A 23,810-nucleotide genomic window follows, 5' to 3' on the forward strand; every position below is an offset into this window, starting at 1 on the left:
CTCCCTACTCCCTACTCCCTACTCCCTACTCCCTACTCCCTACTCCCTAAAACCCATCTGTGTAAGTACCTCACCCAATCAATAAATGCTATCATGACTAATGACTAATGAAAAGAAACCCCCTGTTTTGGTTTGCTGCTGCTATTGGTCTGATTCTGGATCAGCTGACTAAATATTGGGTGGTGCAGAATTTTGAATTGGCTGAGACTCTACCCCTGTGGCAAGGGGTGTTTCACTTTACCTATGTGACTAATACTGGTGCCGCTTTCAGTCTCTTTAGTGAAGACGGCAGTTGGTTGCGCTGGCTGTCCTTAGCTGTGAGTCTTGGTTTAATCGCCCTAGCTTGGTTTGGACCAAAGCTGATTAGGTTGGAACAGCTTGGTTATGGCTTCATACTGGGAGGAGCATTAGGGAATGGCATAGACCGTTTTTTCAACAGTTGTTTGGTAGATAACCAGACAGTAACGGGTTGCGTTGTGGATTTCCTCGATTTTCGGTTGATTAACTTCCCGGTATTTAATGTGGCCGATGTGTGTATCAACTTAGGTATTGTGTGCTTGCTTATTGCAAGTTTTAAGCATCAATCCCCAAAATCTAGGGAGAGGGGACAATAACATAGTCATAACTTACAAGCCACAAGGCACAAGGGTTATGGCCAATCTGCTTACCCTTTGCCTGTTCCCTGTCTTCCCTGTGTGCCCCCTCTTTCCCTGATTCGCCCTTTTCCTAACTTATTTGCCAAATCCGGATCCCTTAGCTGGATTTGGTATTTTCGGCGTATCCCTGTATCCGAGGTGCATCCGTGTCGTGCCCTATTCTCAAAAGTAACCAATAATCCTTTACTATTTATTCTCAATTAGGAAATTTTCTTGCAAGTGAGATAAATAATTATTTAATATTGTCAATAATGGCTCGTTTTTGAGAGGGTTACCATGGCAAACTATACAGCCGCTTCACTCAAGGCCGAACTCAATGCTCGAGGTTGGCGTATGACACCGCAACGGGAGACCATTCTCCACGTTTTCCAAAATTTACCTAGAGGAACCCATCTGAGTGCTGAGGAACTTCACGAGTTGCTCGACCAACGAGGAGAAGGAATCAGCTTATCTACAATTTACCGTAGCGTTAAGTTAATGTCACGGATGGGCATCCTGCGGGAATTGGAGTTGGCAGAAGGGCATAAACATTATGAACTCAATCAGCCTTTTCCCCATCATCACCATCATCTGGTGTGTATTCAGTGTAACCAGACCGTTGAATTCAAGAATGACTCAATCTTGAAACAAGGGATGAAGCAGGTAGAAAAGGAAGGCTTGCAGCTAATTGATTGCCAGCTGACCATTCATACCATTTGCCCAGAAGCCCTGCGGATGGGATGGCCTTCGGCTCTACCGAGTAATTGGCGTTGCTCTCGATCCATTGCGATGGACGAACATTAGTTTTTTGAGTGGTTAGTCGTTTTGTCAATGGACTAAATGACAGGCAACATAATGGCCTCCACCTGCATCTTTAAACTCTGGTTCTGGGTCTTGCCGACAAGTATCCATTACCATAGGACAGCGAGTGTGAAACCGACAACCTTTGGGGGGATTGCTGGGGCTGGGTACATCCCCTGTTAGGATAATACGTTCCCGTTGACGCTCAAGTTCAGGGTCAGGAATTGGTACGGCTGAGATTAATGCTTGGGTATAGGGATGCAAGGGGTTCTCATATAAACAGACGCGATCTGCCAGTTCTACTATTTTGCCTAGGTACATTACTGCCACCCGGTCAGAAATGTGGCGCACTATACTTAAATCGTGAGCAATAAATAGATAAGTTAAGCCCATATCTGCTTGCAACGACTGCATCAAGTTAACCACTTGGGCTTGAATGGATACATCTAAAGCAGCAATCGGTTCATCACATACGATAAAGTCAGGGTTTAAAGCTAAGGCGCGAGCAATCACAATCCGCTGACGCTGACCCCCAGAGAATTCGTGGGGATAGCGATTGATAAACTCGGGATTGAGTCCTACCACCTCTAGTAAGGACTGGACTCGTTCTTGTTTTTGTTTACCGGTGGCTAACCCATGGATTTGCAGGGGTTCACCAACAATACTTCCTACGGTCATCCGGGGATTGAGAGAAGCATAGGGGTCTTGAAAAATCATTTGCATCCGGCGGCGCATCTGGCGCAGGGATTCAGGCTCTAGCTGGGTTAGGTCGATATTTTCAAAGTAAACATGACCAGCTGTCGGACGGTATAGTTGTAGGATCGCTCGTCCGGTGGTACTTTTGCCACAGCCAGATTCTCCTACTAAGCCTAAAGTTTCGCCACGGTTGATATCGAAATTGAGTCCATCGACAGCTTTGATGGAGCCAATTTGCTTTTGCCAGATGATTCCTTGGGTGATAGGGAAGTGCATCTGTAGGTTTTCTATGTGTAGGAGACTGTTGTTTTGTTGGTTGGGCTTGGGATTGTCTAGCTGTGCTGCTGTCATGTGATTGTTTAATACTTAATCGCAATCATATAGCGTTTTTATTATAAAATGCTATAGCTCTGTGACCATCTCGAATATTTTTTTCACCCAATTTATTTTTGGTAAATTATTTTCAGACATTGACAGGATTTTTTTTTAAATTATTAAATTTGCTCAATATTTATTTTTCATCATTTTTTTTGAACCTCAATTAATTGTTCAAAAATGAAATAATAAAACTATCAAAATTGGATATACTTAGATAAGTTGAAGTCAACTTGTCAATAACTGTCTTATCAAAAAAACGGGCGATTTATTCTCCAAAAAAAACTTATATATAGCAATTATACTCATGAGGTACAAGTTTATGGGTTTTAGGGAGCAGGGCGCATTGAAGAGGAAAGATGCAAGAGGCAAAATGCAAAAAATTATGTGTACCTCATAGCTATGATAAACGCTATATTTGGAGTTATAAATAATACTTGACATGGGGAAAAAAATCAGCTTTATAAGTAAAATAAGGATAGCTAACTATGGCAGTTTTTAGAGTTAATACCACAGCTGACGGAATTAATCCTTCTGATGGGCTCATCAGTTTACGAGAAGCAATCGCGCTAGCGAATAATACTCCTGGTCAAGATACAATTGTATTTGAACTTGAACCAGGTCAACAGACGATTACTCTAGACTCTAATCCTCTTAATCTCCCTAATATTCCGAGTATTCCTACTATTCCCAGTATTCCTACTATTCCCAGTATTCCTAATATCCCTAATCTTCCTGATATCCCTAATCTTCCGACACTCGAAAATCAAGCGACACTCGAAATTACCGAAAGTGTTAATATTGTTGGACTTCAAGAGCCTGACCAAATCACTATCGAAGGTGACGGTGGGTCTTTTGATATTTTTACGATTAGCAATGGTGCGAATGTTACCGTCACAAACCTGACAATTTCTGAGGGAGAGGATGGGATCCAGGTGGATGATGGTAATCTAAACGTGATTAATAGCATCTTCACAAATAACAAAAGCGATGGCATCGAGATTGCAGGAGAGAACACTAATCTCAACGTGGTCGGTAGCTCTTTCACAAGCAACGAAAAAGATGGTATCGATATCAACGGAAACAACACGACATCATTTGTTATCAACAGCACCTTCAGCGGCAATGGAGACAATGGTTTTGATATAAATGCCGTAGGTCAAAATGTAAAGGTTATTGATAGCACTATAATCAACAACGAGAACACTGGAATAGAAATCGGTACTTCGGGAGAAGTAAATACCAACGTTGTACAGATATTCAAGAGCGATATTATTGACAATTTGACAGGAGGTAGTGGCGGTGGTGTCAGTGTCCTTGGCATTGATAACGAAGTGCAGCTGCTCAACAATCAGATTACTGGTAACTCCGCAGCAGTCAATGGCGGCGGCATTTCTGTCGAGAGTGGAAATACCATGTTCCTAGGCAACAACACAATCACTGGTAATATTGCTGACAGTAACAATGATGCTACCGGCGATGGTGGTGGTCTCTTTATTGGTTTGGGGGCTATTGTTGGGATCAGAGCAACCCAAATTATCAATAACCTTGACCTAGAAAGTGAGTCTCGCAATGTATTTGGTAATTTCTTCAACCTTGGAGGTAATGACATTGCAGGTAATGACATTCAAGTTTAGAAATTGAGTTAACTTAGATCTGGCTTGGACTTTGGACAAAACCAAGGGGAGCAAACATCTATCCCTAGAGCATCAAACCTCTCAAAAGCTTACAGAGACTCTGTTTTATCGGAATCTGAACCTGAGGAGATAGTTGCTGTAGGAATAAATTTGCAGAAGGGGTAAAAATAGTTTTTGCCTCAAACCTCAAACTTATTGGTTAAAAAGTTATTGGTTAAGCAGAGCCTAAGGTAGCCTCAAACCAAGCAAAATTTTTCAATTAGAGCTTACCTTAATAGGGAGTTTGTCCAAAGTCCAATTAGGAACATAGGTGACATTATTGCTTAGTTATCCCCTCGACACCAGTTGTTGTCGAGGGGATAAGCTGTTGTTTATTAAAAACTAATAGTATTAAATCATAATAAATAAACTATTAATAGTTATAAAATTAAATAAGCAACTATAAAAATGGGATAGACTTAGGTAAGTTGTAGTCAACCTGTCACTCTTTCACTAACAGTTTTGATTAAATAACCAGGCGATTTATTAATTCTCAAAAAATTTCTGTTATGGGATGATTTAGAGATAATACCTGACAGGGTAAAACCATCAGCTTGATCAGTAAAATAAAGATTACTAACTATGGCAGTTTTCACAGTAAATACCACAGCTGACGAAATTAATCCAAACGATGGACTTACCAGTTTACGAGAAAGCATTGAAGCAGCCAATAATTCTCCTGGTGAAGATACAATTTTATTTGAAATTGAACCAACTGAAGAGACGATTACTCTAGAGCCTATCCTAGGGACACTCGAGATTACTGACAGTGTTACTATTGTTGGAGAAGATGCTGATCAAATCACTGTCGAAGGTGACGGTGGGTCTTTTGATATCTTTACCATTAGCAATGGGGCGAATGTTACCGTCACAAACCTGACAATTTCTGAGGGAGAAGATGGCATCCAGGTAAATGACGGCAATTTGGAAGTGATTGATAGTATCTTTACAAACAACGACAGCGATGGGATTGATATCCAGGGAAACAACACTAATCTCAACGTGCTCGGTAGTTCTTTCACAAATAACAGATCAGATGGGATCCATATCGATGGAGACAACACTAATGTATTAGTAAGGAACAGCACCATTAGCCAAAATCAGGGTCAGGGTATTGATGTAAATGCTGCAAATCAAAATGTCAGGGTGGTTCGTAGCACTATCAGCAAAAACCAGGAAAGTGGCATAGAAATCGGTAGTAAGGGAGAAAACCCATTTGAAGATTTTATAGCCAATGATAATTTTGTAGAAATATATAATAGCCGGATTATTGACAACGTAACAGGAGGCAATGGCGGTGGTGTCAATGTGGTTGGATTTTATAATGATGTGCTGCTGGTCAACAATCAGATTAGTCGTAACTCAGCAGAAGTAAATGGCGGCGGCATTTTCGTCGATGAGGCTAATACGATGTACGTGGTCAACAATACAATCACTCGTAATATTGCTGACAGTAACAATGATGGTATCGGCTATGGTGGTGGCTTGTCGATTACTCCACCTGCATTTTTCCTTAACGGACCCACGGTCGTGATCAGAGGAACCGAAATTACTAATAACATTAACAGAAATGGTTTATTTTTCGGTTCCAATATAGCTGGTAAGTTCATCAACTTTGGAGGGAATGAGATTGGTAATAGGTTCCTAAGCAACTACACAGAATTAATTGCATAATTTCAATCTCTGTAACCCTTACAATGTATAGCGCTACGCGCAATGGCATTGGCAAGAGGCATGCATGCTAGAGTTGACTACAACAGCTTTGGCTGCTTGTATCAATGTGCTAAATTTAGGAATTACCAGAGCCAGGGATAGCATCGGTAGACAGTAACTCGTTAACGTAGCGCCGAATGACAATCTGCTGCTGGTCAGGGCTAAGGCGTTTGGCTTGAATCAGGGAGTCTAGGCTAACCCCATTCACTAAGGCTAACAGGGCGTTGGCTTCTAACTCTGGCTCTATGTTAGCTCGAATCAGTTTGGCTGACTGTAGAGCTTTCAACTCTTGAATAATCACCTCACGGAGCTGAGCAGCACTCTGTTGATGCTCAGCCATCAATGATTCTCGTCCAATGGCATACCCCAAAAAGGCCACCCAGACCTTGAGAATATCTTGCCGTTCAGTGTCTAGTGGCAAAAACGCAGATAGCATTTCTACTAGTCGATCGACTCCCCTAGCTTGCTCTGTTGCAGCCTGCATCGTTTTTTGCAGACGCTGAGTTACTTGATTAAGGGCAAACAGAATAAGCTCCTGCTTATCTCGAAAGTGGTGAGTAACAACTCCAGTGGTGCAACCCAGCTCTTGGGCGATCGCCCGCATACTGGTGCGATCTAACCCTTCTCGGACAATAACTCGCCAGGCGGCTTCAGAAACTTCAAGGCGGCGATCCTGTTGGGACATGAGCATTAACGGAAACTAACCAGATATACACCAGATATAAAGTGGGACAGAAACAAAGTTTCAATGCCTATTGACAGCTTATCATAACAGTTGTTATATTTATTGTATAACAACTGTTATGAGGTTAAGCGGATGCACTCTGAGCTGACTTGTCCCTCCCCTCGCTCTGGTCTGAAAGGTTTGCTTGATCGCTTCACCGGACCAGGGGCAACCCAAGCTGAGTTGCTCATACAATTTGTACCGTCGCTGGTGGCTTTGGTAGCAGCTCCAAGCTACGCCCTGACCCTTCCAATACAGTGGACTCCGTTGCAATTAGGACTGATCGCTCTTCTTGCCCTGGATTTAGTGGGGGGTGTCCTCACCAATGCTACCTCCACGGCTAAGGCTTGGTATCACCGACCGGAACAAGGTTGGCAGCAGCATTTAGGATTTGTGTCTATTCATGTCATCCATGTCTTGTTAGTGACGCTGCTCTTTCGTGGGGGAGATTGGGGATTCTTTATCGGTGTTTCCAGCTACCTGTTGGGGGCATCAGTCTTGATTTTGCGGTCTCCCCTCTATCTTCAACGTCCAGTGGCCCTAGGGCTTTATAGCTTAGGGCTGTTGGGCGATCGCTATCTATTTCCCCCAATTCCTGGTCTGGAATGGTTTCTGCCTTTGTTTTTTCTAAAAATATTGGTCAGTCATTTGCTTAAGGAAACCCCTTATCCCCCTAGGGAAACGCGATAAGATTTGCTGCCACTGATTTGTGGTGTTTGACAGGAATAATTATAGTTGTGAGGTAATTACAATGACAATAACTATTAGACATCTGGTATCTGCACTCTTGGTTTTATCGTTTGGATTGTTGGCATCTCTCGTTCCTGGTGGCTCGATTGAAACAAGGAGTTTCTCACACATTGACCCGTTGATATTGGGGGCATTTAATACCTTCTTAACTTCCCTAGTGATAGTCAGCCTTTTGATTGTTTACTTTATTTTCAAAGATTTGAAGTGGGCGTTTATTGTGTCTAGCTTATGTGCTATGTCCTATTTTTTCGTATACGCCCTAGATTTAGGAACACTATTTCCAGTCTCACCAGATCCAATGCCTCAGGCGCTATTTGTAATTGAAGTATTGGGAATGATTGTTTCTCTTCCTTTACTATTTCTTTCTGTTCGAGGAGCTATGAATAGTAACAAGAGTAGTAACGATCAAGTAATGGCAAACAAACCCTATTCAAAGACGTTTGTATATTTCGCTTTCTTTTTGGTTGTTGTTGGTGTTGGCATTATCACGTTTGCTACCAAATCGGCTATGGGTAGCTAACAGTGCTTAAGAAGGGGACGTAACCCATAGCGCATAAGCAGCTCAATTAGCCTGCGCTATGGGCATTAGCTGTTGGCGTAGCCTGCGCGTAGCGCATAGGCTTACATTACTGAGCATCTTTCTGGAGAATTGCTGGATAGATTTGCTCTGTTGCTCTGGCAAACTGGTATCGGTCATCAATTTCTGCCCAGAGTAGATCCCTAATCACCGTATAGTATAATGGATAGGATTTTGCTGCTGCTATCAGCCCATCAGTTTCATAATTCACCTTGAGGCTCGTTTTAAATCTTAGGGTAGCTTGCGCCAACATGCTTTGAAACAAAGGCTGGGATATTTTAGAAATACCGACCAATTCACCAGCAATTTGACTCCCCAGTTCAGCCTTATTTTTAGACATCGCAACGATTGTCTCACCTGAGGTTTCCACATAGACTTCATCGCCAGCATTGGTTTGGCCAGATAGCAAGACTACATTGTCTTTAGGAAAGTTCAAGACTGCTGTCAAAGCACGCTGTTCGTAAATCAGATCTGATTCCAACAACAGAAAATCACCCTCAATCAGCTTACGGGCACAATAGAGGGAATACATGGTACCTGATTCGGCATAGTGTGGGTTATGAACCGTCAATATCTGATCATTAAAACGTTGCTGCAGACGCTCATAAAAGTCGGATAAATGACCAGTGACAATGATGATGCGCTGCATACCGCAGGCAGTCAGGCGCTCGATCGATTCCTCAATAATGGGTTGCTCTCCCAACTGGAGAAACCCTTTAGGAGCCGATTGCCCGATTTCCTGCAGTCTAGTGCCCATACCAGCAGCTAGAATAACGGCTGTTTCTACTTTCATTAGTGTTTATGAATCAAGACATTGAAACGGTATTTGCTATTGTCGTAGCCGACCCTGACAGCACAACATCGAAGTTAGACTCCCTGGGCAGATCAATGGCCTCTCCCACACTGATCGTGGCTTGGGGCATGGCAGCTAGGGCAATTTGACCAAATTTGCTGAGTAATCAATCCCCGTGACTGGGTTTCCTTGTTGGTAAAACGGATAGAGAAAGGTACCCGCGCCGCACCCGACTTCCAACAATGAATCCTTTCGGGTGATGTTGAGCTCCTCCGCGATATGCTGCACATAGGTCATCCAGGCTGATTCCTGAACACCTGAGAATTGGGTATCATAGCCATTTGCAACCAGCAACGAGAGCAACGTTGGCTGTTCTATCTCATCGACCTGTCTGAGATTCGAGATTTTGTACCAGTTGTTCTGCAATATTTTACGCCTTGAACTATCTCTTAAAACCATATCTATGGTATACAAGCATACATTAATTTAGTAGTCTGAGTACATAGAACATCATCTATGGTACCGAAAATGGTCAAAGCAAAGCCATGATAAAGGAATATGAAAACTATCAGGATACATCCAAAAGTTACGACACCACTCGTATCCCAATCGGGGTTGAGATTTTATTGGGTTGCTTTGCGACTACCCCTCGTCCTTTGCCAGAGCAGGTGATATTGGATGGTGGGTGTGGTACTGGAAACTATATCCAAGCCTTGAAGAGCAAAGTCAATAGCCTGTGGGGTCTAGAATTCAATGGGGGAATGTTGGCGCAAGCAACAGAAAAGTTCCGCAATGACCCCAATATTCACTTAGATCAAGGCAGTCTTATCGATCTTCCCTATGAGAATGAGACCTTTGATGGGATAATGTGTAACCAGGTTCTCCATCACTTGGGTTCGGAGGACGCAGCTCAGGAAAATTTTCCTGAACTGGCCATGGTGTTTGAGCAAGCGTATCGAGTGCTGCGTCCCCAAGGCGTGTTTGTGTGTAATACCAGCAGTCATCCACAGGTTTATGATGGATTTTGGTGGGCTGATCTGATTCCAGACGCGGTATCGAGAATCGCTAAACGTATGCCACCAATAGCATGCATTACTCAGAAATTGGATCAAGCTGGCTTTTGCTTTGGGGGCATTGTTGTGCCAATTCATGCTGTGATGCAAGGTGACAATTACCTTGACCCAGAAGGCCCGCTCAAGCCAACCTATCGGAATGGTGATTCTACTTGGTCTTTGGCAAAGGAAGCGGAATTAGAACAAGTATTGGAGCGAGTGCGAAATATGAACAAGGATGGAAGCATCGTTCACTATCTTGAGAAACGGGAAAGTTTGCGCCAAAAATTGGGGCAAACAACCTTTGTTTATGCCTACAAGAAACCGAGTTGAGAGCCTCCATCGTTTAATTCCTAGAAGGACGTGAATTAAAGATCTTTTAGAATCTGCGGTGCTATGAGCTAAGGCGCAAGCTTCGGGAACAGCCCACAGAGACATCAAATGCACAGCTGATAGGCACAATAAAGAACTTTGATCTTCTCTGCATAATCCTGATTATTCGGAAGATAGGGTTGTGGTGGCGAAAGATAGGCTGGTTTTAAAATGCCTTCTGACTCCATCTGTTCCAAGGTAACGTCGAATTGTTTTTGATAGTGGATATCCTCTCGGTTTGTAAACACCAGATATCCTCCCGGTTTTACTAATCTGCAAAACTTATACAACACATTTGACGTTTCCATATTAGTAAGCACAGCAGTGGAAATGATTCCATCAAATTCATGATCTTGAAATGGCAGTTCTTGCTGTATATCTGCTTTATATAGAGTAGTATAAATATTTTTATCCCTAGCAATGTCTAAAGATTTTTGGGAAATGTCAACTCCAATTATGGTTTGATAACCTTGTTCTCGAAGAGCTTGTCCAGCAAGTCCCGTTCCACATCCGAGATCCAAAATTTTGCCATCGGTAGCAACAAATTTTGCCACCAGTTCAGCAGCAACCTGATGACAAGCATACTGCCAATTCAAGACTTTATCTTCATATACTTGAGCTAAAGTATCATATTCTTTTTCAACTTCTGCGATCTCAGTGTTCCATCTGTTTGACCACTTAGATAAGAATTGGGATTGTTGATTATTAGTCATTAGTTATGCTCTTTAATTATAACTATAATTACTTATTGTTCATTGATAATATAGCATATTTATTTATCAATGTTTTTACAGACTGTAAAACTATTTAAAGTGATTAGTTTGATTCAAATGATTTCATGATATACTCTCTGGCATCCCATAAATATTTAATACCAGAAACCCAGATCAATGATTGAGTTATAAGTATGAATAACACAGTCAAATCAAAAAGACTCTCATTTACAGGTCTTAATGTAGTTAAGGTAACTACTGCAATAGTCGCGAAACACAATATTATAGAATTCCAACGATTTTCTAAAGGATCAGAATATCCAAAAATTCGACCTTCTAGTAGTATGTGTAACCCAATAACGATAAACAACCATTGACTTGAAAACCCATAAATTTTATACCAATAAAGCCCTACCAAGGGATAACCAATATATACGGCTTTTAATTTAGCAATAACATTGGCTTCAATTACAATATTATTTAAATTTAATATCTGTCTGGCAAATGTTGCTAAAAAGTCTCTTGTCAGAGCTAGAAAAACAAACCATACAGGGAGAATTCCCATTTCAATGCTAATGACATAGAATGCTAGGAAACCTATATAGTCTACAATCGGATCGAAATACTTACCGAAATCTGTTTTTAAGTCCTTTGTTCTAGCTAACCACCCATCAACAGCATCCAATAAAAATGCTATATAAAATAACACACCAATATACAGATAGTATTGAGGGGGAACAAGATACCATAAAACAAAAGCTAGAAAAATTAAAATCAATCTAAATAATGTAATGTGATTCGGTTTAATCACGATATCTATAACTCCTTTATTATTTCTTTGATAATCATTTTCCAGTCAACGGTTGTGGAATCGACAAGATTCCACAGCCCAAATCTTTCAGGTCGTACTGAAGATAGTTTTTTCATTCTTTTATAAGTATTTGATTCTATAATAGTATCAAATCCTTGTTTTAATTCTAAGGTTATTTCTAATTTTCGACAATAATATAATAACCGCTCATATAAATCAGGTAATTTATAAATACATCTTATCTTCATAGCAACTAAAGCACCCATTAAAACTAATTGACCGTGTGACATGTCACTATCTGCTGCATATAACTTCTCAAATTCGTGTTCAGAACGGCTACACCAACTACTATCATTTTTCATTAATAAAGAAAATGAGTAAAGCTGTTTGATTATTTCGATTAATGAGTTTTCATTACGTTTCGTGTATTTGTTGATAAATCGTTCAATTTGATAAAAAGGTGTTTGATCAAATTCCTTGACTTTATTATCAACTTTTAAGTCCTCCCACACATTCAATTTTGATAATAATTCACCCAGAGCACTAACCCAAAATTTATGTGGCATGTGCTTAGTTAATAAGGGCAAACAAGCATAAACAGACTGAGGTGCTTTTGATGGATAACTCTGATTATATGACGTTTCATCGGCCTTTAATGAACTAAAATTAGATGAAAAACCATCATTTGAAATAGAAGATAACAAAACAGTTAAAGAAATTTTATCCCGTTTAGCACAAACTTTTACAAAATCTATGAGACTTCCCCCCCCAAAAACTAAAAAACGTTGACCACTGGTAGGAAATTTTAATTTATCAATATTTGAATAAATTAAAGGAAATTTTGGGACAATGATCGGGAGCTTATTTTTATTAACATGCTCGTAAATGGGAGCAAAACAATTCATTGAATAGACACTTGGACCTATAACACTACCGTCTATTTGTTCATTTATTATGATTTTTTCTATGCATTGATCTATCGAGTTTCTTGAAATATGTAATGTAGACTTCATAAATTTAACTACTATTCAAATACCCTTATATGTTTCAAATTCATTATTTCCTTTGCCATAACCCCAAGAGGCGAAATAACACTTAACTTTTGAAGATTCACACAAATTTTCTATTTTATCATCAACTAAAACAGCCTTATTATAGTCTGGATGGTTATCTAAAAACCTTTCAATAAAATCTACTTTACCGCCATATTTTACAGAATGACTATAATCAAATACTTTTCGATCGGGTATTTTAATCTTGAAATGGTTTTTCAAAATTAAAACATCATCCATATTTTTACGAGTTAGAATAAAATAATCTTTGGTGTTTTTTGGATTTGTCAGTGTTTTTCCATAATCAGTAAGACTATGTAACTCACACCACCAATTTAAATGATTATTTTGATAAAATTTTCTAATTTTTTTGAATTGTTTACTATAACTATCTATTTCTTGATTATCTACTTCTTTCCGGATTTTTGTGAAGCTTTTTATATTTTTATTTTCTAAGGCTTTTAATAAACAATATTCATCCACATCTGAATAAAGTAGATGGCAATTATCTTTGTATAATTCTTTATGTTGACTATCATGAGTTGCTTTGTCGATACCATAATAGGCAAGTACGCCAATGTGATACCATTCTTCAAGAGAATCTACGATTACCCCATCAAAATCTAAAAAAATAGCTTCCATTTGAATCTTGCCAACAGATATAAGCTAAGCACTGAAAAATCACTGAAACCCAGGTATATCAATAAAATAAGTAAAGCGAAGTAAAATGACTATAGCGTTTTTTTGCCTCATGAGGTACACAATATTTTTGCCCTGTTCCCTATTACCTAAAACCAGAAACTATGTAGCTCACCAAATTGAAAGCCGCTAGACTACTATGTATGGGTTTGAGGCTGCTTTTGGCTAAAAAATGTCTAAGTACCGATAATGTGTCGTTTCAGCACTGCCAGCTTACTATACAAACCATCAATACCTGCATAACATCCTTGTAAATGACGCTTGTCTGTATTGAAAAAAGCTGTGCGACCATGCAACACTCGCCGATTGTCCACCATATATACTTGTCCTGGTTGTAGCTTGAATTGCACCTGATTGTTGACATCCATTATCATTTCGAAGAAGGTACGATAGGCATCATAGAAAGACCCCATCAATTCTGCATCCATACGCAATGGTTGTAAGGATTCATTGTGGAAACAAACTGCTGTCAACTCATCGCGCCAATTGACTTGTATGATTGTCTTTTCGGCGGAGATTTCTACATTTGGATCGCTAAAGCAAAAGTTGACAGGGATAGATGCTAGCAATTTAAAGTATTTAGGGTTTTTCTGACGTAGTTTTTCTGCAACCTGAAAGCCATCCACGATGATGCTATCACCCCCCTCAACGTCCGACGAAAGGCAGTGCAAAAGCATCAATGTGGGTGCGGGGTCACGATATGGATTATCTGTATGAGGACTCAGGTAATCATTTGTATAGGTTAAATTCGTGGCATTAGTAACAATTTTGACATCAGATATGCGACCAAAGTTAGTTTCATGTATATAGCCAAACTGATCGACAATGTTTTCCACCGCACCCAATTGAGTAGGGACATTTTTTAGAAAGGCAACCCCATATTGACAAAAGGCAACTAGCCAATCATATAGTGTTCTTTCTTTAGAGATAATTTCTGGGTAGTCAAAAGTGAGTGAATTGATGTCAACAGAGCAATTCCAAAGCTGGATTTGCATCTCATTATTGGAGCCAGACAATGGCATGTCATAGACATGGTTATATAACCAGTCAGCACTGTAGCTACTTTGGTGTCCATCAGCCCAGACAATTTCTAGAGACTGTTCCTTGATAACTTGCACAGAGCTAGGATGAATATCTGCTGGAATATCGACTGTTTGAAGCAGTCGTTGTCCATTTGGGTGAAGTGACTTTGGACTTTGGCAGTTATCCCGCAACCAGATATAGTGGAAAGTAGAATCAGAACCACTTTGCCAGTCAATAGTCAATGTTTTCTCGTTGATTGAGATAGATTGTATCATCATGAATAATTACCTGTGATCTTTTCTGCAGCACTCAGGGTGTTCGATCCTAAATTCTTAAACAAAACATGAAAACAATCCAGCAGACGGTCTAGATCACTCGGTTGGATATCGCCCATATTAGCTATCCGGAAAATCTGGTTTTTGAGTCCCCCCTGCCCTGCATAAATCACAAAACCGGATTCTTTCAGGGTGTCATGGATTTGGGCATAGCTGTAGCCTGGGGGCAATTTGAAAGAAGTCAGGACACAGCTATAATCCTCCACATCCAAGAGCGGTTTGACCCCGAGATTTTGCAAAGTCTGCAAAATCTGCTGAGCACGCTCACTGTAAGAGCTGTGTCTGGCTGTCTGCCCACCCATGTCCTCCATTTCCTTGAGAGCCTCCTGGAGCCCATAGGCTACCTGTACAGCTTGGGTAAAGGGCGAATAGCCCCTTGCCTGCTCTTGATGATAGCGATAGAGATCTAAGTAAACGGTTCCAGCGGCAGAGGGGCGAGCCTCAAAAATGGATCGCTTTACCAACACAAACGATAGACCAGGCACACCATGCAGACATTTATTCGCCGTTGCCGCACAGGCGTCTAAATTCCAAGGGGCAAACTCAATGGCCTCGGCACCAAAGCTAGAGACACTATCGAGCAGCAGTGCGACATGGTAGCGCTGACACAGTTGACCTAACTGGGCGACATCATTCAGCCGTCCAGTGGTGGTTTCGTGATGAACGGCAATCACATGGGTAATGGCTGAATCCTGAGTCAGGCACGTTTCAACTTCTTTCAGGTTCATGGGCTCGTGCCAGGGGGCAGTGACCACCTCCAGGGACTTACCATGAGCCTTGATCATTGCTGCCATGCGTTCACCATAGACCCCATTTGTTACCACTAAAGCCTTGCCATCCTGAGGCACCAGGGTTGATAGCATTGCCTCTACGGCACAAGTGCCGGAACCGGTAAGTAAAATAGCCTCATACTCCTCAGCGGCTGCGGGATACACCTTGGCTAAACGCGCTTTGATATCTAGAGTCAGCTCAGCAAACTCAGGTTCACGATGGCACAGGTCTGGCTGGAGTAAGGCACGGCGCACGCGATCGCTGAGGGTAACAGGGCCAGGGTTGAGTAAGATAGTCCGGTTCATGTTGATGTAAAGCTTAGAGTTTGGCTGGATTCAGATCGAATCAAGGTGTGATTATCGGGCTTCTATAAACTGCCGTAGACGTTGAGCAACTTCTAGGGGGGTAATGTGGGGCCGAGGTAATTTGTCAGGAATACCAGGCTTAATCTTGGCGTGAATGAACATTAATTGCTCGCATGGGTCTTGGGTCAAAGCTTTCACCTCCTCAGGGGTTGTGGCCAAAGCAACCTGTTCGTAACCACAGGCTTTTGCGATCGCACCAAAATCAATGGAGGCCGACACGGTGGACTGTCCCCCTGTGGATTCATGGCGCTGATTGTCTAGGAGAATATGCCGCAAGTTGGGCGGACGTTCATAGCCAACGGTGGCTAAGGCTCCTAAGCGCATCAAAGCGGCACCATCTCCATCGACCACAATCACTCGACGGTGGGGCTGAGCCAGGGCCATGCCCAGGCCGAGACTGGAGATACATCCCATGGAACCAACCATGTAAAGTTGATTGGCTTGGTCCTGAATGGCATACAATTCCCGACCGGTGTAGCCCGTGGTGGCCAACAAAATGTCTTCAGGTCCAGTTGCCCCTTGGATGGCTTGCAGCATGTCACGACGGGTGAAGGAGGGCTCCTGTTGAAGGGGGAGAGCATCAGCAGGGGTGATCGACAGGGGCTTCATGGTTAATTGAGAGCTTAACGGGCAAGATTCCACTGAACCTTTTTGCATCACCAGGGCATAGGGCGTCTGATGCTGCCGCATATGGGCAACTGCCCGGTCTAGAGTCGGCTCAACCTGGTCTATTTCCGTGGGAAAAGGTTCCCATGGCACCTGGATTAGATCTAGCAATTGGGGAGTAATGGCTCCCATCAGCTGGTGCTGGGGTTCGTCCGGTGCCCCACCGGGTTGTCCTCGCCAGGTCACAATCACCAAGATAGGAATTTTAAAGGTGTGAGTCAGGGAGGTTAGGGGATTGACAGCGTTACCAAACCCCGAATTCTGAAACATGACCACACTGGGCACTCCAGCCAACTCGGCCCCGCAGGCGATCGCCACAGCATCTCCTTCATTCGCAGCTCCTACATAGCGGAGATGATCAGAGTCAATGACCGTGTTAATAAAAGATTTGAGGTAGGAGCAAGGCACCCCTGTGTATAACCCAAACCCTTTTTCCTGAGCCGCTCGGATAAAGTATTCGGATTTGATCATTTAGAAACTTCCAGCCTTGAACAGATCTTCGACTTGATCAATATCGAGCCAATGCCCTTTGATATAAAGCACATGTACCCGATGGCCATGGCTGATCAACTCATTAATCAGAGTCGGCATTCGACCCTGTTGCCGCATCTGCTCTGACTGGAGCAAAGTATTAAGGGTATCCTGTAATTTCTGCTGCCCCTGTTGGGAAACTTTCAGCAATCCAGTCCATCTGCCGCAGATTTCGCCCTCGGGCAGTTGATCGCTGATTTGCTGTAGATCAACATGTTGATAAAATGCCTGGGTCGAGTCGGGTAGAGAACAGGCAACGTAATCGGGTCGGATTTGCTGGGTTTGGCGGTGCTGACTCGAATCTATAATGACCACAAAGTCATGATCAACCCCTAACAGCATTTGCAGAATGTACTTTTTGAACAGAACATCACCGTAGCCTATGATCCAATCCTGTCCATCTTGGGGCAACTCCTGCAAGCCTTGACTAAGGGAAACGAGTTCACCTGTGGTGTCATAGTCGTCGTTATCTACATAATCGAGGCCAGGTAAATTGACAACGTCCTTTTTGTAGCCACGCACCACAGTGATGTCTTGAATACCGACACTGTGGTGCTCTTCCACAATCCGTGATAGCAGGGGTTGACCGTGCAGAGCTACCATGCACTTGGGTTTATCTTTAGTGAACTGACCCAATTCAATCCCGCGCGAGGCGGCTAGCAGAATCGTGCGGTTACCAGCACCAGGGTTCTGGGGTAAATATCGCTGCTCCGCTTCCAGGTGTTCCGCAACCCCTTGAAGCCGGAAGATCTCAGACACAGGCACAATCTTGTCTTCAACATTTAGCAGGTTCTGCTCTAGCATTAACGTCTGAGCGACCTTTTGGGTCATCGTCACGGAAGCTCGGAGCAGGTGATTCGCCCAAATGGCGATAGAGAAGCCAGCATCTCTAAAGACTTCAGTTGGTGTAGCGTAGTACTTGGTCGGTACAATCACCACTGGGGAGCGATCGCCCCACTCCCGTTTAAAGGCCAACACTTCATCAGCCACATGCAAGGAGCTGTGGATCAAAATACCATCCGCTCCGGCATCGTAATAGGCTTGGGCTCGCCTTAATGCTTCTGAGAGCCCCCAACCGGCAATAAACGCTTCTACCCGGGCAATCAGGACAAAGTCATCATCACTTTGGGCATCTTTAGCGGCCTTGATTTTGCCGCAGAACTCGTCCATGTCAGCCAGGGGCTGAGCTGTGCCCTTAATAAAGCTATTGGTCTTGGGGAAGAGTTTGTCCTCAATACAGACACCGGCCACACCACGCTGCTCTAATTTTTTCACCAAGCGTTGCACATTGTTAAAATTTCCGTAGCCCGTGTCCCCATCCAGCAGAATTGGAACAGAAGTGGCATCGGACATGAACTCAACCACTTCCAAGACTTGAGTCCAACTTGCTTCGTTGTTATCACGCACACCCAACTGGGCAGAAATGCTGAGGCCACTGCCCCAAATACCCTGAAAGCCCGCCTCTTCAGCAATCTTAGCGCTGATTCCATCATGGGCCTCTATCAGAAACTCTAACTGCTTAGAGTTCAGCAGTGTTCTAAGTTGTGTCGTTTTTTTAGGTTGTGTTGTTTTTCTAAGTTGCGTTGCTTTTCTAGGTTCTGTCGTTTTTAATTGTGCTGTTGTTTTCATTTGGCATCCTAAAATTGCAACAATGTTTGACCAAAGTGGTCTAGGAAATAAGCTTGCTTTTTATCTTTGTTAAGGATCTCAATCGATCATGAGCCAATCAAAACACAGTTAACTCAGGATTAGCTCTTCCTACCCTGATGATCCTGTCGGCTCATAGCCTTTCAAGACTACTTGACTAGCAGTTTGACTAGCAGTGTTTAGAAACATGACAAGGTTAACTAGCTCCCAGCCCTTCCATGGTGGGCAAGAAATCAGGGGAGTTAGGGAAACCAGTGCAAAGGCTCAATAGCCTTATCTCACCACGTTTAACTAGCCTTTAAGCTAAATTTAAAATAATTTTAACCTTTTTTGTGCTCAATGAATATACCTTCGGATCGTGATCAGGTGCTAGTGCGACATTCAAACAACGATGATTCCAAATCCTGCAAACCTTTAAAACGTCTTGCCCGTATCCTCTTTTGAGATACCTCTCGGCCTGGTTAGGTCCATAAATCTTAAAATCGTAGAATTGAAACTCTCGCAAAGGAAAGATCTCATCGAGATCTCGATACTGAGGATTTCTTCCTTCAGAGGGCAATCTCCTTTGTTCATAGATATAGATGTCAATCCCGTCACTTATTTTGTAAAGATTTTTTTCGATCTTTCTAAAGTACAAACCATGATCATTGAGGATAGTTTTTAAAGTAAATAATTTCTGGAAATCTCCCTCTGTCATCTCAATATCAATGTCATCATCCCAGGGAATGACTCCTTCGTGTCGCAGAGCACCGATTAATGTTCCTGAAATAGCCCAGTAAGGGATATGATGCTGTCTAAGGAGGGAATCAAGGAACTGAAAGTCTTGGCGCAATTGCCAATGTATTGGTTTTAATTTCTCAGCCAAAGCAATGACCATGTCCGGGATTGTCCCTGTCATTTTTGATTCGATGCCCTTCTCGATGGCATAGTTGTAATGGGCGATCGCTTCAGCAAGTCCTTCTTGTTTTGTCAGCACTTCGTGGGGTTGGGCTGATAAGACATCTGACTCTAGCGCAAGGGCTTGCTTATAAATGGTGGCTGCTTCTATCACTTGACGGGCACAGCGATCAATTTCTTCTAATCGCTGTAATGAGATCTGAGCAGACAACAATAAGTACCACAGCTGCTCGTGAAATTCCTCACAGTCCGGTTTAATCTTAATCGCTTTGAGGTAACAGGCAATTGATTCGACCCACTCACCTTGTTGGCAGTAGAGCTCTGCCAATTCTAGATAAAGTTGAGGATTATCTCGTTGCAGCTCAATGTTTTTATGGGTGTTGGCGATTGCCTGTGCTAGATGATCGGGTAGATTTATTAGTGTATCTTTTATCGTAGTCCTCTCCTGTAATCGCTTCTGCACCTAGGTTTGATTCCGGAGGAAGGCCGAGCCTTAAGGATTTGCAGACCTTCCCTCGGGTTTTCCCACTTCTAGATTACGCCCTATAATCACTAAGTAGCAGTTTTTAGCTCATCGGTGCGGACAAAAACGCTAGTAGTCTGCTTACCGCGCCTTACCTTTATTTCTAGTACCTTATTTACTCCACTATTTTCTACAAGGCGCTGTAGTTGTGTCGCATTAGTAACAGGTGTTCCATCAATTTGAACAATTATGTCCCCACGACGCATACCTGCATCAGCGGCTGGTGTATCCGGCATTACTTGAACTACCAAGACACCATTGATTTCTGGTAATAGGAAAACAGAATTGGGGTCATTGTTGTTCTCTTTTGCTAGTTCCGGGGTTAGGGTTGTCATCCGAACGCCGATATATGGATGGACAACTTTTTGTCCTTGGGCTAGTTTGTTGGAAATCTCTTTGACTTTGTTGATGGGAATCGCAAAACCAATTCCCATGGCATTAGCCCGAATAGCAGTGTTGATGCCAATTACTTCCCCTGTGGCATTCAACAACGGACCACCAGAGTTTCCGGGATTAATAGCTGCATCGGTTTGAATAAAGTCTAGTCGCTTGTCAGGAATACCTGCCTGAGCGCTGGAGCGTCCTATGGTGCTGACAATTCCCAAAGTCACTGTATTATCTAGCCCTAGGGGGTTACCAACAGCAATAGCCCAATCTCCAACCTGAACTTGACTGGAATCTCCTAGAGAGGCAATCGGTAAGGAAGTACCGTTAATTTTGACAACAGCTAAGTCGGTGAATTGATCAACACCCTTGACTTGACCATTAAACTTGCGCCCATCCTTGAGGGTAACGGTTACTTTATCTGCATCTTCCACAACATGGGCATTGGTCAGTAAGATGCCACTGTTGTCAATGATAAAGCCAGAGCCTTGACCTTGTAAACGTCTTTGTTGGGGCATTTGGGGTGAAAAGTCATCACCGAAAAAGCGCCGGAAAAACGGGTCATCCAAAAAAGGATCGACGCGCCTGGAAACTGTGCGCTCGGTGTCAATGCGCACCACTGCTGCTCCAACCCGATTCACCGCTGCTGTTACAAAACTGCTATTAGTAGCTTGCTGTGGACTCAGGAATTGTTGGGCAATCAGTGGGGGAGTTACTGAGTCTGTGCTGGGTACAGGAGCAGCCTTGGAGGGAGATACACGATAAACGCCAACTGTCAATAAGACTCCAAGTAAAATAGCCAAGAGATAGTTACTAATTGAGCGAAGCCAAATCGAAAATTTAGTTGATGACATAGTATTATCGTATTCTTCTGGTTAATTTTGGGGAATAGTATTGCTAAGCCAATGCCACGACCTAAAACCTATGGGATTTACTTGGCTTTGGCTAGTGGTTAGTAGTCAGTTGTTGCTGACCCTTAGCATTAACCCCTAACTAAAGTCTAGCTTCCCTGAGATTCCTCCCACCCACAGCCAGGAGTGGGTTTCGAGGCAGATTTTTAGGATTGTGGATTAGTTGCGACAAGCATCTAATCGCTATGGGTGAGAGTTAGTTCTATGACGTTAGTACTACCTGGGGTAGTTCCAGGGATTGCTCGCGCCCTTGAGACCCCAACAAGTTAAGCTTAATTATTATCAATAATGATATACCCCTCGAAGTTGGTTAACCTTGGACTAAGAAAACTAATAAAACCGCTATGATCGCGAAAGATAGGGAATATGCCCTGACTCAGGAACTGAATCACAACCATAGTGAAAATACCCATGGTCACGTCCATGATGAAGAATCTCTGAGGCGAATTATCAATCGCCTGTCTCGAATCGAGGGGCATATTCGAGGGATTAAGACTATGGTGCAAGAAAGTCGCCCCTGTCCTGATGTTTTGGTACAGATTGCTGCAGTTCGAGGGGCTTTGGATAAAGTGGCACGAATTATCCTGGATGAACATTTAAGCGAGTGTATTGGTCGTGCCGCTGAGCAGGGCAACATTGAGGTAGAAATTGAGGAGTTGAAAGCGGCTTTAGATCAATTTTTACGTTAGGGCTCAGAGGCTCTATGCTGCTCTACAAACTGACGTAGCCTCAGCAAACTTAAGGTTTGACCCCAATTCAATGGTAACAAAGACACCCCTTCTAGGCGAGATTGTACCCAACCATCTCCCCAATACCATTCATGATAACCATCAATTCCCTGACTCAAGAGCAGTCTTAAACAGTTGGACTGAACAAGCTCAACGTTGTGTTGTACTGCTACTGGCCCTATGGAAGAGGTAAAGGTCAATCCTAAATCTAGCTGTTCGGGTAACTCAGAAGATAAATTCTCCGGCCACAACCACTGGTTCAGTTGCGCGGTATAGAGCAGACTGTCCCGGATAACATTTTGTGGTGCTTCGACTTCAATCCTCAGATGACTTTTTTGAAAGATTCCTAGCATTTTGGTATTTATCGTCCTTATTCGTAGGAAATATTTGTGATTAGTGTGAATGAACAGATGGGATAAATCCCGTCTGTTGTTTTCATCCCTCGGTTAAAGGGAGAGGGGAAGCAAGCGGCTCGATACTTTCTCGATAATTTGTAAAATAAACATTAATTATATTAAGAAGTGTAAGAGTTTTCTATGGCTGACCAGTTAATTCGCGCCACAGCAGCTTCAGGGGGTATTCGCGCAGTTGGTGTGATTACTACACGCCTGACGGAAGAAGCTAGACAACGTCACCAACTCTCTTATGTGGCAACAGCTGCCCTAGGTCGTACCATGTCTTCAGGTCTTCTGCTGGCTTCTAGTATGAAGCGAGCCGAGTCGAGGGTCAATATTCGGATTAACGGCAATGGTCCACTGGGTGGAATTATGGTGGATGCAGGATTAGATGGTAAAGTTCGAGGTTATGTAGATAACCCAGAGGTGGAACTGCCACCAAATAAGCAGGGAAAATTAGATGTAGGTGGTGCTGTTGGTAGGGATGGTTTCCTATACGTAGTTCGGGATGTGGGTTATGGCTATCCCTATTCGAGTACAGTAGAGTTGGTTTCTGGTGAAATAGGTGATGACATCGCTAACTATCTGCTAAATTCGGAACAAACCCCGTCAGCGCTGGTAGTTGGTGTATTTGTAGGTGCTCAAGGGGTCACTGCGGCTGGGGGTATTTTAATCCAAGTTATGCCTAAGGCAGCAACGGATGAGGCTTTAGTTCAAACTTTGGAATCTCGCATTACCAAACTATCAGGTTTTACACCGCTACTCCAAGCTAACCAGACCTTACCAGAAATTTTTGAACAGTTGCTGGGGGATATGGAGCTAGAGATTTTTCCAGAAACCCAGATGCTGCATTTTTACTGTGGTTGCTCCTTTGACCGGATGTTGGGGGCTCTGAAAATGCTCGGAAAAGAGGAACTTCAGGATATGATTGAAAAAGACGGTGGCGCTGAGGCAACTTGTCATTTTTGCTCAGAGGTCTATCATGCAAATCCGGATCAACTTTCTCAATTGATAAAAGAATTGTAAATTGAGTAGCTACTGGACTTCCTACTGTAACTGGAAGATTAGAATCCTGACTTGTAAAGGATTGCAAGAAATATGGATCAGCATATAAACTCAACCAGAATTCTAAGAACACTACTATAAGATAGGGTGTAGACTCTATATGTGTAAGGTGGGTAAAATCTCAACAACT

Annotated in this window: 25 protein-coding genes; 10 read left to right on the top strand and 15 right to left on the bottom strand. The window is 42.7% G+C overall.

Annotation, left to right across the window (positions count from 1 at the left end; all coding sequences use genetic code 11):
- Window positions 1-107: 107 nt before the first annotated feature.
- Together lspA and AC4II3_RS14325 are read left to right on the top strand one after the other, a co-directional pair.
- A complete protein-coding gene (lspA, locus tag AC4II3_RS14320) occupies window positions 108-614 on the top strand; it encodes a signal peptidase II (RefSeq protein ID WP_488009774.1) in 507 nt (168 codons plus the stop codon).
- Window positions 615-932: 318 nt separating this feature from the next.
- Window positions 933-1,439, top strand: a complete 507-nt coding sequence (locus AC4II3_RS14325) for a ferric uptake regulation protein (protein WP_293052087.1) — start codon at window positions 933-935, stop codon at window positions 1,437-1,439.
- 24 nt (window positions 1,440-1,463) lie between these two features.
- Here AC4II3_RS14325 and AC4II3_RS14330 read toward each other — a convergent pair whose 3' ends face one another.
- On the bottom strand, window positions 1,464-2,483 hold the full coding sequence (locus AC4II3_RS14330) for an ABC transporter ATP-binding protein (RefSeq protein ID WP_488009776.1): 1,020 nt from the start codon (window positions 2,481-2,483) through the stop codon (window positions 1,464-1,466).
- A gap of 512 nt (window positions 2,484-2,995) precedes the next feature.
- Here AC4II3_RS14330 and AC4II3_RS14335 point away from each other — a divergent pair.
- Together AC4II3_RS14335 and AC4II3_RS14340 are read left to right on the top strand one after the other, a co-directional pair.
- Entirely contained in the window at window positions 2,996-4,144 is a 1,149-nt protein-coding gene (locus tag AC4II3_RS14335; protein ID WP_488009778.1) for a right-handed parallel beta-helix repeat-containing protein, read from the top strand.
- A gap of 621 nt (window positions 4,145-4,765) precedes the next feature.
- Window positions 4,766-5,857, top strand: coding sequence for a right-handed parallel beta-helix repeat-containing protein (locus tag AC4II3_RS14340; protein WP_488009780.1), 1,092 nt, complete (start codon window positions 4,766-4,768; stop codon window positions 5,855-5,857).
- Between the two features lie 115 nt (window positions 5,858-5,972).
- On the opposite strand, the gene AC4II3_RS14345 is transcribed toward AC4II3_RS14340, so the two are convergent.
- A complete protein-coding gene (locus AC4II3_RS14345) occupies window positions 5,973-6,581 on the bottom strand; it encodes a TetR/AcrR family transcriptional regulator (protein WP_488009782.1) in 609 nt (202 codons plus the stop codon).
- A 132-nt stretch (window positions 6,582-6,713) separates the two neighbouring features.
- On the opposite strand from AC4II3_RS14345, the gene AC4II3_RS14350 reads away from it, so the two are divergent.
- Window positions 6,714-7,310, top strand: a complete 597-nt coding sequence (locus tag AC4II3_RS14350) for a hypothetical protein (RefSeq protein ID WP_488009784.1) — start codon at window positions 6,714-6,716, stop codon at window positions 7,308-7,310.
- A 61-nt stretch (window positions 7,311-7,371) separates the two neighbouring features.
- Entirely contained in the window at window positions 7,372-7,890 is a 519-nt protein-coding gene (locus AC4II3_RS14355; protein WP_488009786.1) for a DUF8051 family protein, read from the top strand.
- 106 nt (window positions 7,891-7,996) lie between these two features.
- Here AC4II3_RS14355 and AC4II3_RS14360 read toward each other — a convergent pair whose 3' ends face one another.
- Window positions 7,997-8,740: a phosphocholine cytidylyltransferase family protein gene (locus AC4II3_RS14360; protein WP_488009788.1), complete on the bottom strand. Its 744-nt coding sequence runs from the start codon at window positions 8,738-8,740 to the stop codon at window positions 7,997-7,999.
- 8 nt (window positions 8,741-8,748) lie between these two features.
- On the opposite strand from AC4II3_RS14360, the gene AC4II3_RS14365 reads away from it, so the two are divergent.
- Window positions 8,749-8,889 (top strand): hypothetical protein, encoded by a 141-nt coding sequence (locus AC4II3_RS14365; RefSeq protein WP_488009790.1) that lies wholly within the window; start codon window positions 8,749-8,751, stop codon window positions 8,887-8,889.
- On the opposite strand, the gene AC4II3_RS14370 is transcribed toward AC4II3_RS14365, so the two are convergent.
- On the bottom strand, window positions 8,876-9,166 hold the full coding sequence (locus tag AC4II3_RS14370; protein WP_488009792.1) for a class I SAM-dependent methyltransferase: 291 nt from the start codon (window positions 9,164-9,166) through the stop codon (window positions 8,876-8,878). The genes AC4II3_RS14365 and AC4II3_RS14370 overlap by 14 nt on opposite strands.
- A 119-nt stretch (window positions 9,167-9,285) precedes the next feature.
- Between AC4II3_RS14370 and AC4II3_RS14375 the strand changes: the two genes are divergently transcribed.
- Window positions 9,286-10,125 carry a class I SAM-dependent methyltransferase gene (locus tag AC4II3_RS14375; RefSeq protein ID WP_488009794.1) on the top strand — a complete coding sequence of 280 codons (840 nt, stop codon included), beginning with the start codon at window positions 9,286-9,288 and terminating at the stop codon, window positions 10,123-10,125.
- 104 nt (window positions 10,126-10,229) lie between these two features.
- Here AC4II3_RS14375 and AC4II3_RS14380 read toward each other — a convergent pair whose 3' ends face one another.
- The 10 genes from AC4II3_RS14380 to AC4II3_RS14425 all read right to left on the bottom strand — a co-directional run bounded on the left by AC4II3_RS14380 (window position 10,230) and on the right by AC4II3_RS14425 (window position 21,435).
- Window positions 10,230-10,877, bottom strand: a complete 648-nt coding sequence (locus AC4II3_RS14380; protein WP_488009796.1) for a class I SAM-dependent DNA methyltransferase — start codon at window positions 10,875-10,877, stop codon at window positions 10,230-10,232.
- A gap of 103 nt (window positions 10,878-10,980) precedes the next feature.
- Window positions 10,981-11,688: a CDP-alcohol phosphatidyltransferase family protein gene (locus tag AC4II3_RS14385; RefSeq protein ID WP_488009798.1), complete on the bottom strand. Its 708-nt coding sequence runs from the start codon at window positions 11,686-11,688 to the stop codon at window positions 10,981-10,983.
- A gap of 5 nt (window positions 11,689-11,693) precedes the next feature.
- Window positions 11,694-12,701, bottom strand: a complete 1,008-nt coding sequence (locus tag AC4II3_RS14390) for an iron-containing alcohol dehydrogenase (protein ID WP_488009800.1) — start codon at window positions 12,699-12,701, stop codon at window positions 11,694-11,696.
- Window positions 12,702-12,716: 15 nt separating this feature from the next.
- Window positions 12,717-13,382 carry a hypothetical protein gene (locus tag AC4II3_RS14395; protein WP_488009802.1) on the bottom strand — a complete coding sequence of 222 codons (666 nt, stop codon included), beginning with the start codon at window positions 13,380-13,382 and terminating at the stop codon, window positions 12,717-12,719.
- Between the two features lie 233 nt (window positions 13,383-13,615).
- The gene (locus AC4II3_RS14400) at window positions 13,616-14,740 is read right to left on the bottom strand and encodes a TauD/TfdA family dioxygenase (RefSeq protein WP_488009804.1); all 1,125 of its coding nucleotides are present in this window, start codon (window positions 14,738-14,740) and stop codon (window positions 13,616-13,618) included.
- Window positions 14,737-15,873, bottom strand: coding sequence for a 2-aminoethylphosphonate aminotransferase (locus AC4II3_RS14405; RefSeq protein WP_488009806.1), 1,137 nt, complete (start codon window positions 15,871-15,873; stop codon window positions 14,737-14,739). The genes AC4II3_RS14400 and AC4II3_RS14405 overlap by 4 nt, the downstream gene beginning before the upstream one ends.
- Window positions 15,874-15,924: 51 nt before the next feature.
- Window positions 15,925-17,070: a phosphonopyruvate decarboxylase gene (gene aepY / locus AC4II3_RS14410; RefSeq protein WP_488009808.1), complete on the bottom strand. Its 1,146-nt coding sequence runs from the start codon at window positions 17,068-17,070 to the stop codon at window positions 15,925-15,927.
- Window positions 17,071-18,759 carry a phosphoenolpyruvate mutase gene (aepX, locus tag AC4II3_RS14415; protein ID WP_488009810.1) on the bottom strand — a complete coding sequence of 563 codons (1,689 nt, stop codon included), beginning with the start codon at window positions 18,757-18,759 and terminating at the stop codon, window positions 17,071-17,073.
- Between the two features lie 316 nt (window positions 18,760-19,075).
- A complete protein-coding gene (locus AC4II3_RS14420) occupies window positions 19,076-20,137 on the bottom strand; it encodes a LicD family protein (RefSeq protein WP_488009812.1) in 1,062 nt (353 codons plus the stop codon).
- Window positions 20,138-20,226: 89 nt separating this feature from the next.
- Entirely contained in the window at window positions 20,227-21,435 is a 1,209-nt protein-coding gene (locus AC4II3_RS14425; protein ID WP_488009814.1) for an HhoA/HhoB/HtrA family serine endopeptidase, read from the bottom strand.
- 401 nt (window positions 21,436-21,836) lie between these two features.
- On the opposite strand from AC4II3_RS14425, the gene AC4II3_RS14430 reads away from it, so the two are divergent.
- Window positions 21,837-22,181: a metal-sensing transcriptional repressor gene (locus tag AC4II3_RS14430; RefSeq protein ID WP_293072536.1), complete on the top strand. Its 345-nt coding sequence runs from the start codon at window positions 21,837-21,839 to the stop codon at window positions 22,179-22,181.
- On the opposite strand, the gene AC4II3_RS14435 is transcribed toward AC4II3_RS14430, so the two are convergent.
- Window positions 22,178-22,573 carry a hypothetical protein gene (locus AC4II3_RS14435; protein ID WP_488009816.1) on the bottom strand — a complete coding sequence of 132 codons (396 nt, stop codon included), beginning with the start codon at window positions 22,571-22,573 and terminating at the stop codon, window positions 22,178-22,180. The genes AC4II3_RS14430 and AC4II3_RS14435 overlap by 4 nt on opposite strands.
- A 183-nt stretch (window positions 22,574-22,756) precedes the next feature.
- On the opposite strand from AC4II3_RS14435, the gene hslO reads away from it, so the two are divergent.
- On the top strand, window positions 22,757-23,641 hold the full coding sequence (hslO, locus tag AC4II3_RS14440) for an Hsp33 family molecular chaperone HslO (RefSeq protein WP_488029173.1): 885 nt from the start codon (window positions 22,757-22,759) through the stop codon (window positions 23,639-23,641).
- The last annotated feature ends 169 nt before the right edge of the window (window positions 23,642-23,810 follow it).

The sequence above is a fragment of the Moorena sp. genome (assembly GCF_982860115.1).

Bases quoted from the DNA above. Each gene is read 5' to 3' on its own strand.
- AC4II3_RS14355 (WP_488009786.1), top strand. From the start codon at position 7,372: ATGACAATAACTATTAGACATCTGGTATCTGCACTCTTGGTTTTATCG.
- AC4II3_RS14430 (WP_293072536.1), top strand. From the start codon at position 21,837: ATGATCGCGAAAGATAGGGAATATGCCCTGACTCAGGAACTGAATCAC.
- AC4II3_RS14360 (WP_488009788.1), bottom strand. From the start codon at position 8,740: ATGAAAGTAGAAACAGCCGTTATTCTAGCTGCTGGTATGGGCACTAGA.
- AC4II3_RS14425 (WP_488009814.1), bottom strand. From the start codon at position 21,435: ATGTCATCAACTAAATTTTCGATTTGGCTTCGCTCAATTAGTAACTAT.
- AC4II3_RS14375 (WP_488009794.1), top strand. From the start codon at position 9,286: ATGATAAAGGAATATGAAAACTATCAGGATACATCCAAAAGTTACGAC.
- AC4II3_RS14340 (WP_488009780.1), top strand. From the start codon at position 4,766: ATGGCAGTTTTCACAGTAAATACCACAGCTGACGAAATTAATCCAAAC.
- AC4II3_RS14365 (WP_488009790.1), top strand. From the start codon at position 8,749: ATGAATCAAGACATTGAAACGGTATTTGCTATTGTCGTAGCCGACCCT.
- aepX (WP_488009810.1), bottom strand. From the start codon at position 18,759: ATGAAAACAACAGCACAATTAAAAACGACAGAACCTAGAAAAGCAACG.
- aepY (WP_488009808.1), bottom strand. From the start codon at position 17,070: ATGATCAAATCCGAATACTTTATCCGAGCGGCTCAGGAAAAAGGGTTT.
- AC4II3_RS14335 (WP_488009778.1), top strand. From the start codon at position 2,996: ATGGCAGTTTTTAGAGTTAATACCACAGCTGACGGAATTAATCCTTCT.
- AC4II3_RS14435 (WP_488009816.1), bottom strand. From the start codon at position 22,573: ATGCTAGGAATCTTTCAAAAAAGTCATCTGAGGATTGAAGTCGAAGCA.
- AC4II3_RS14325 (WP_293052087.1), top strand. From the start codon at position 933: ATGGCAAACTATACAGCCGCTTCACTCAAGGCCGAACTCAATGCTCGA.
- AC4II3_RS14345 (WP_488009782.1), bottom strand. From the start codon at position 6,581: ATGTCCCAACAGGATCGCCGCCTTGAAGTTTCTGAAGCCGCCTGGCGA.
- AC4II3_RS14405 (WP_488009806.1), bottom strand. From the start codon at position 15,873: ATGAACCGGACTATCTTACTCAACCCTGGCCCTGTTACCCTCAGCGAT.
- AC4II3_RS14350 (WP_488009784.1), top strand. From the start codon at position 6,714: ATGCACTCTGAGCTGACTTGTCCCTCCCCTCGCTCTGGTCTGAAAGGT.
- AC4II3_RS14380 (WP_488009796.1), bottom strand. From the start codon at position 10,877: ATGACTAATAATCAACAATCCCAATTCTTATCTAAGTGGTCAAACAGA.
- AC4II3_RS14330 (WP_488009776.1), bottom strand. From the start codon at position 2,483: ATGACAGCAGCACAGCTAGACAATCCCAAGCCCAACCAACAAAACAAC.
- lspA (WP_488009774.1), top strand. From the start codon at position 108: ATGAAAAGAAACCCCCTGTTTTGGTTTGCTGCTGCTATTGGTCTGATT.
- AC4II3_RS14400 (WP_488009804.1), bottom strand. From the start codon at position 14,740: ATGATGATACAATCTATCTCAATCAACGAGAAAACATTGACTATTGAC.
- hslO (WP_488029173.1), top strand. From the start codon at position 22,757: ATGGCTGACCAGTTAATTCGCGCCACAGCAGCTTCAGGGGGTATTCGC.
- AC4II3_RS14395 (WP_488009802.1), bottom strand. From the start codon at position 13,382: ATGGAAGCTATTTTTTTAGATTTTGATGGGGTAATCGTAGATTCTCTT.
- AC4II3_RS14390 (WP_488009800.1), bottom strand. From the start codon at position 12,701: ATGAAGTCTACATTACATATTTCAAGAAACTCGATAGATCAATGCATA.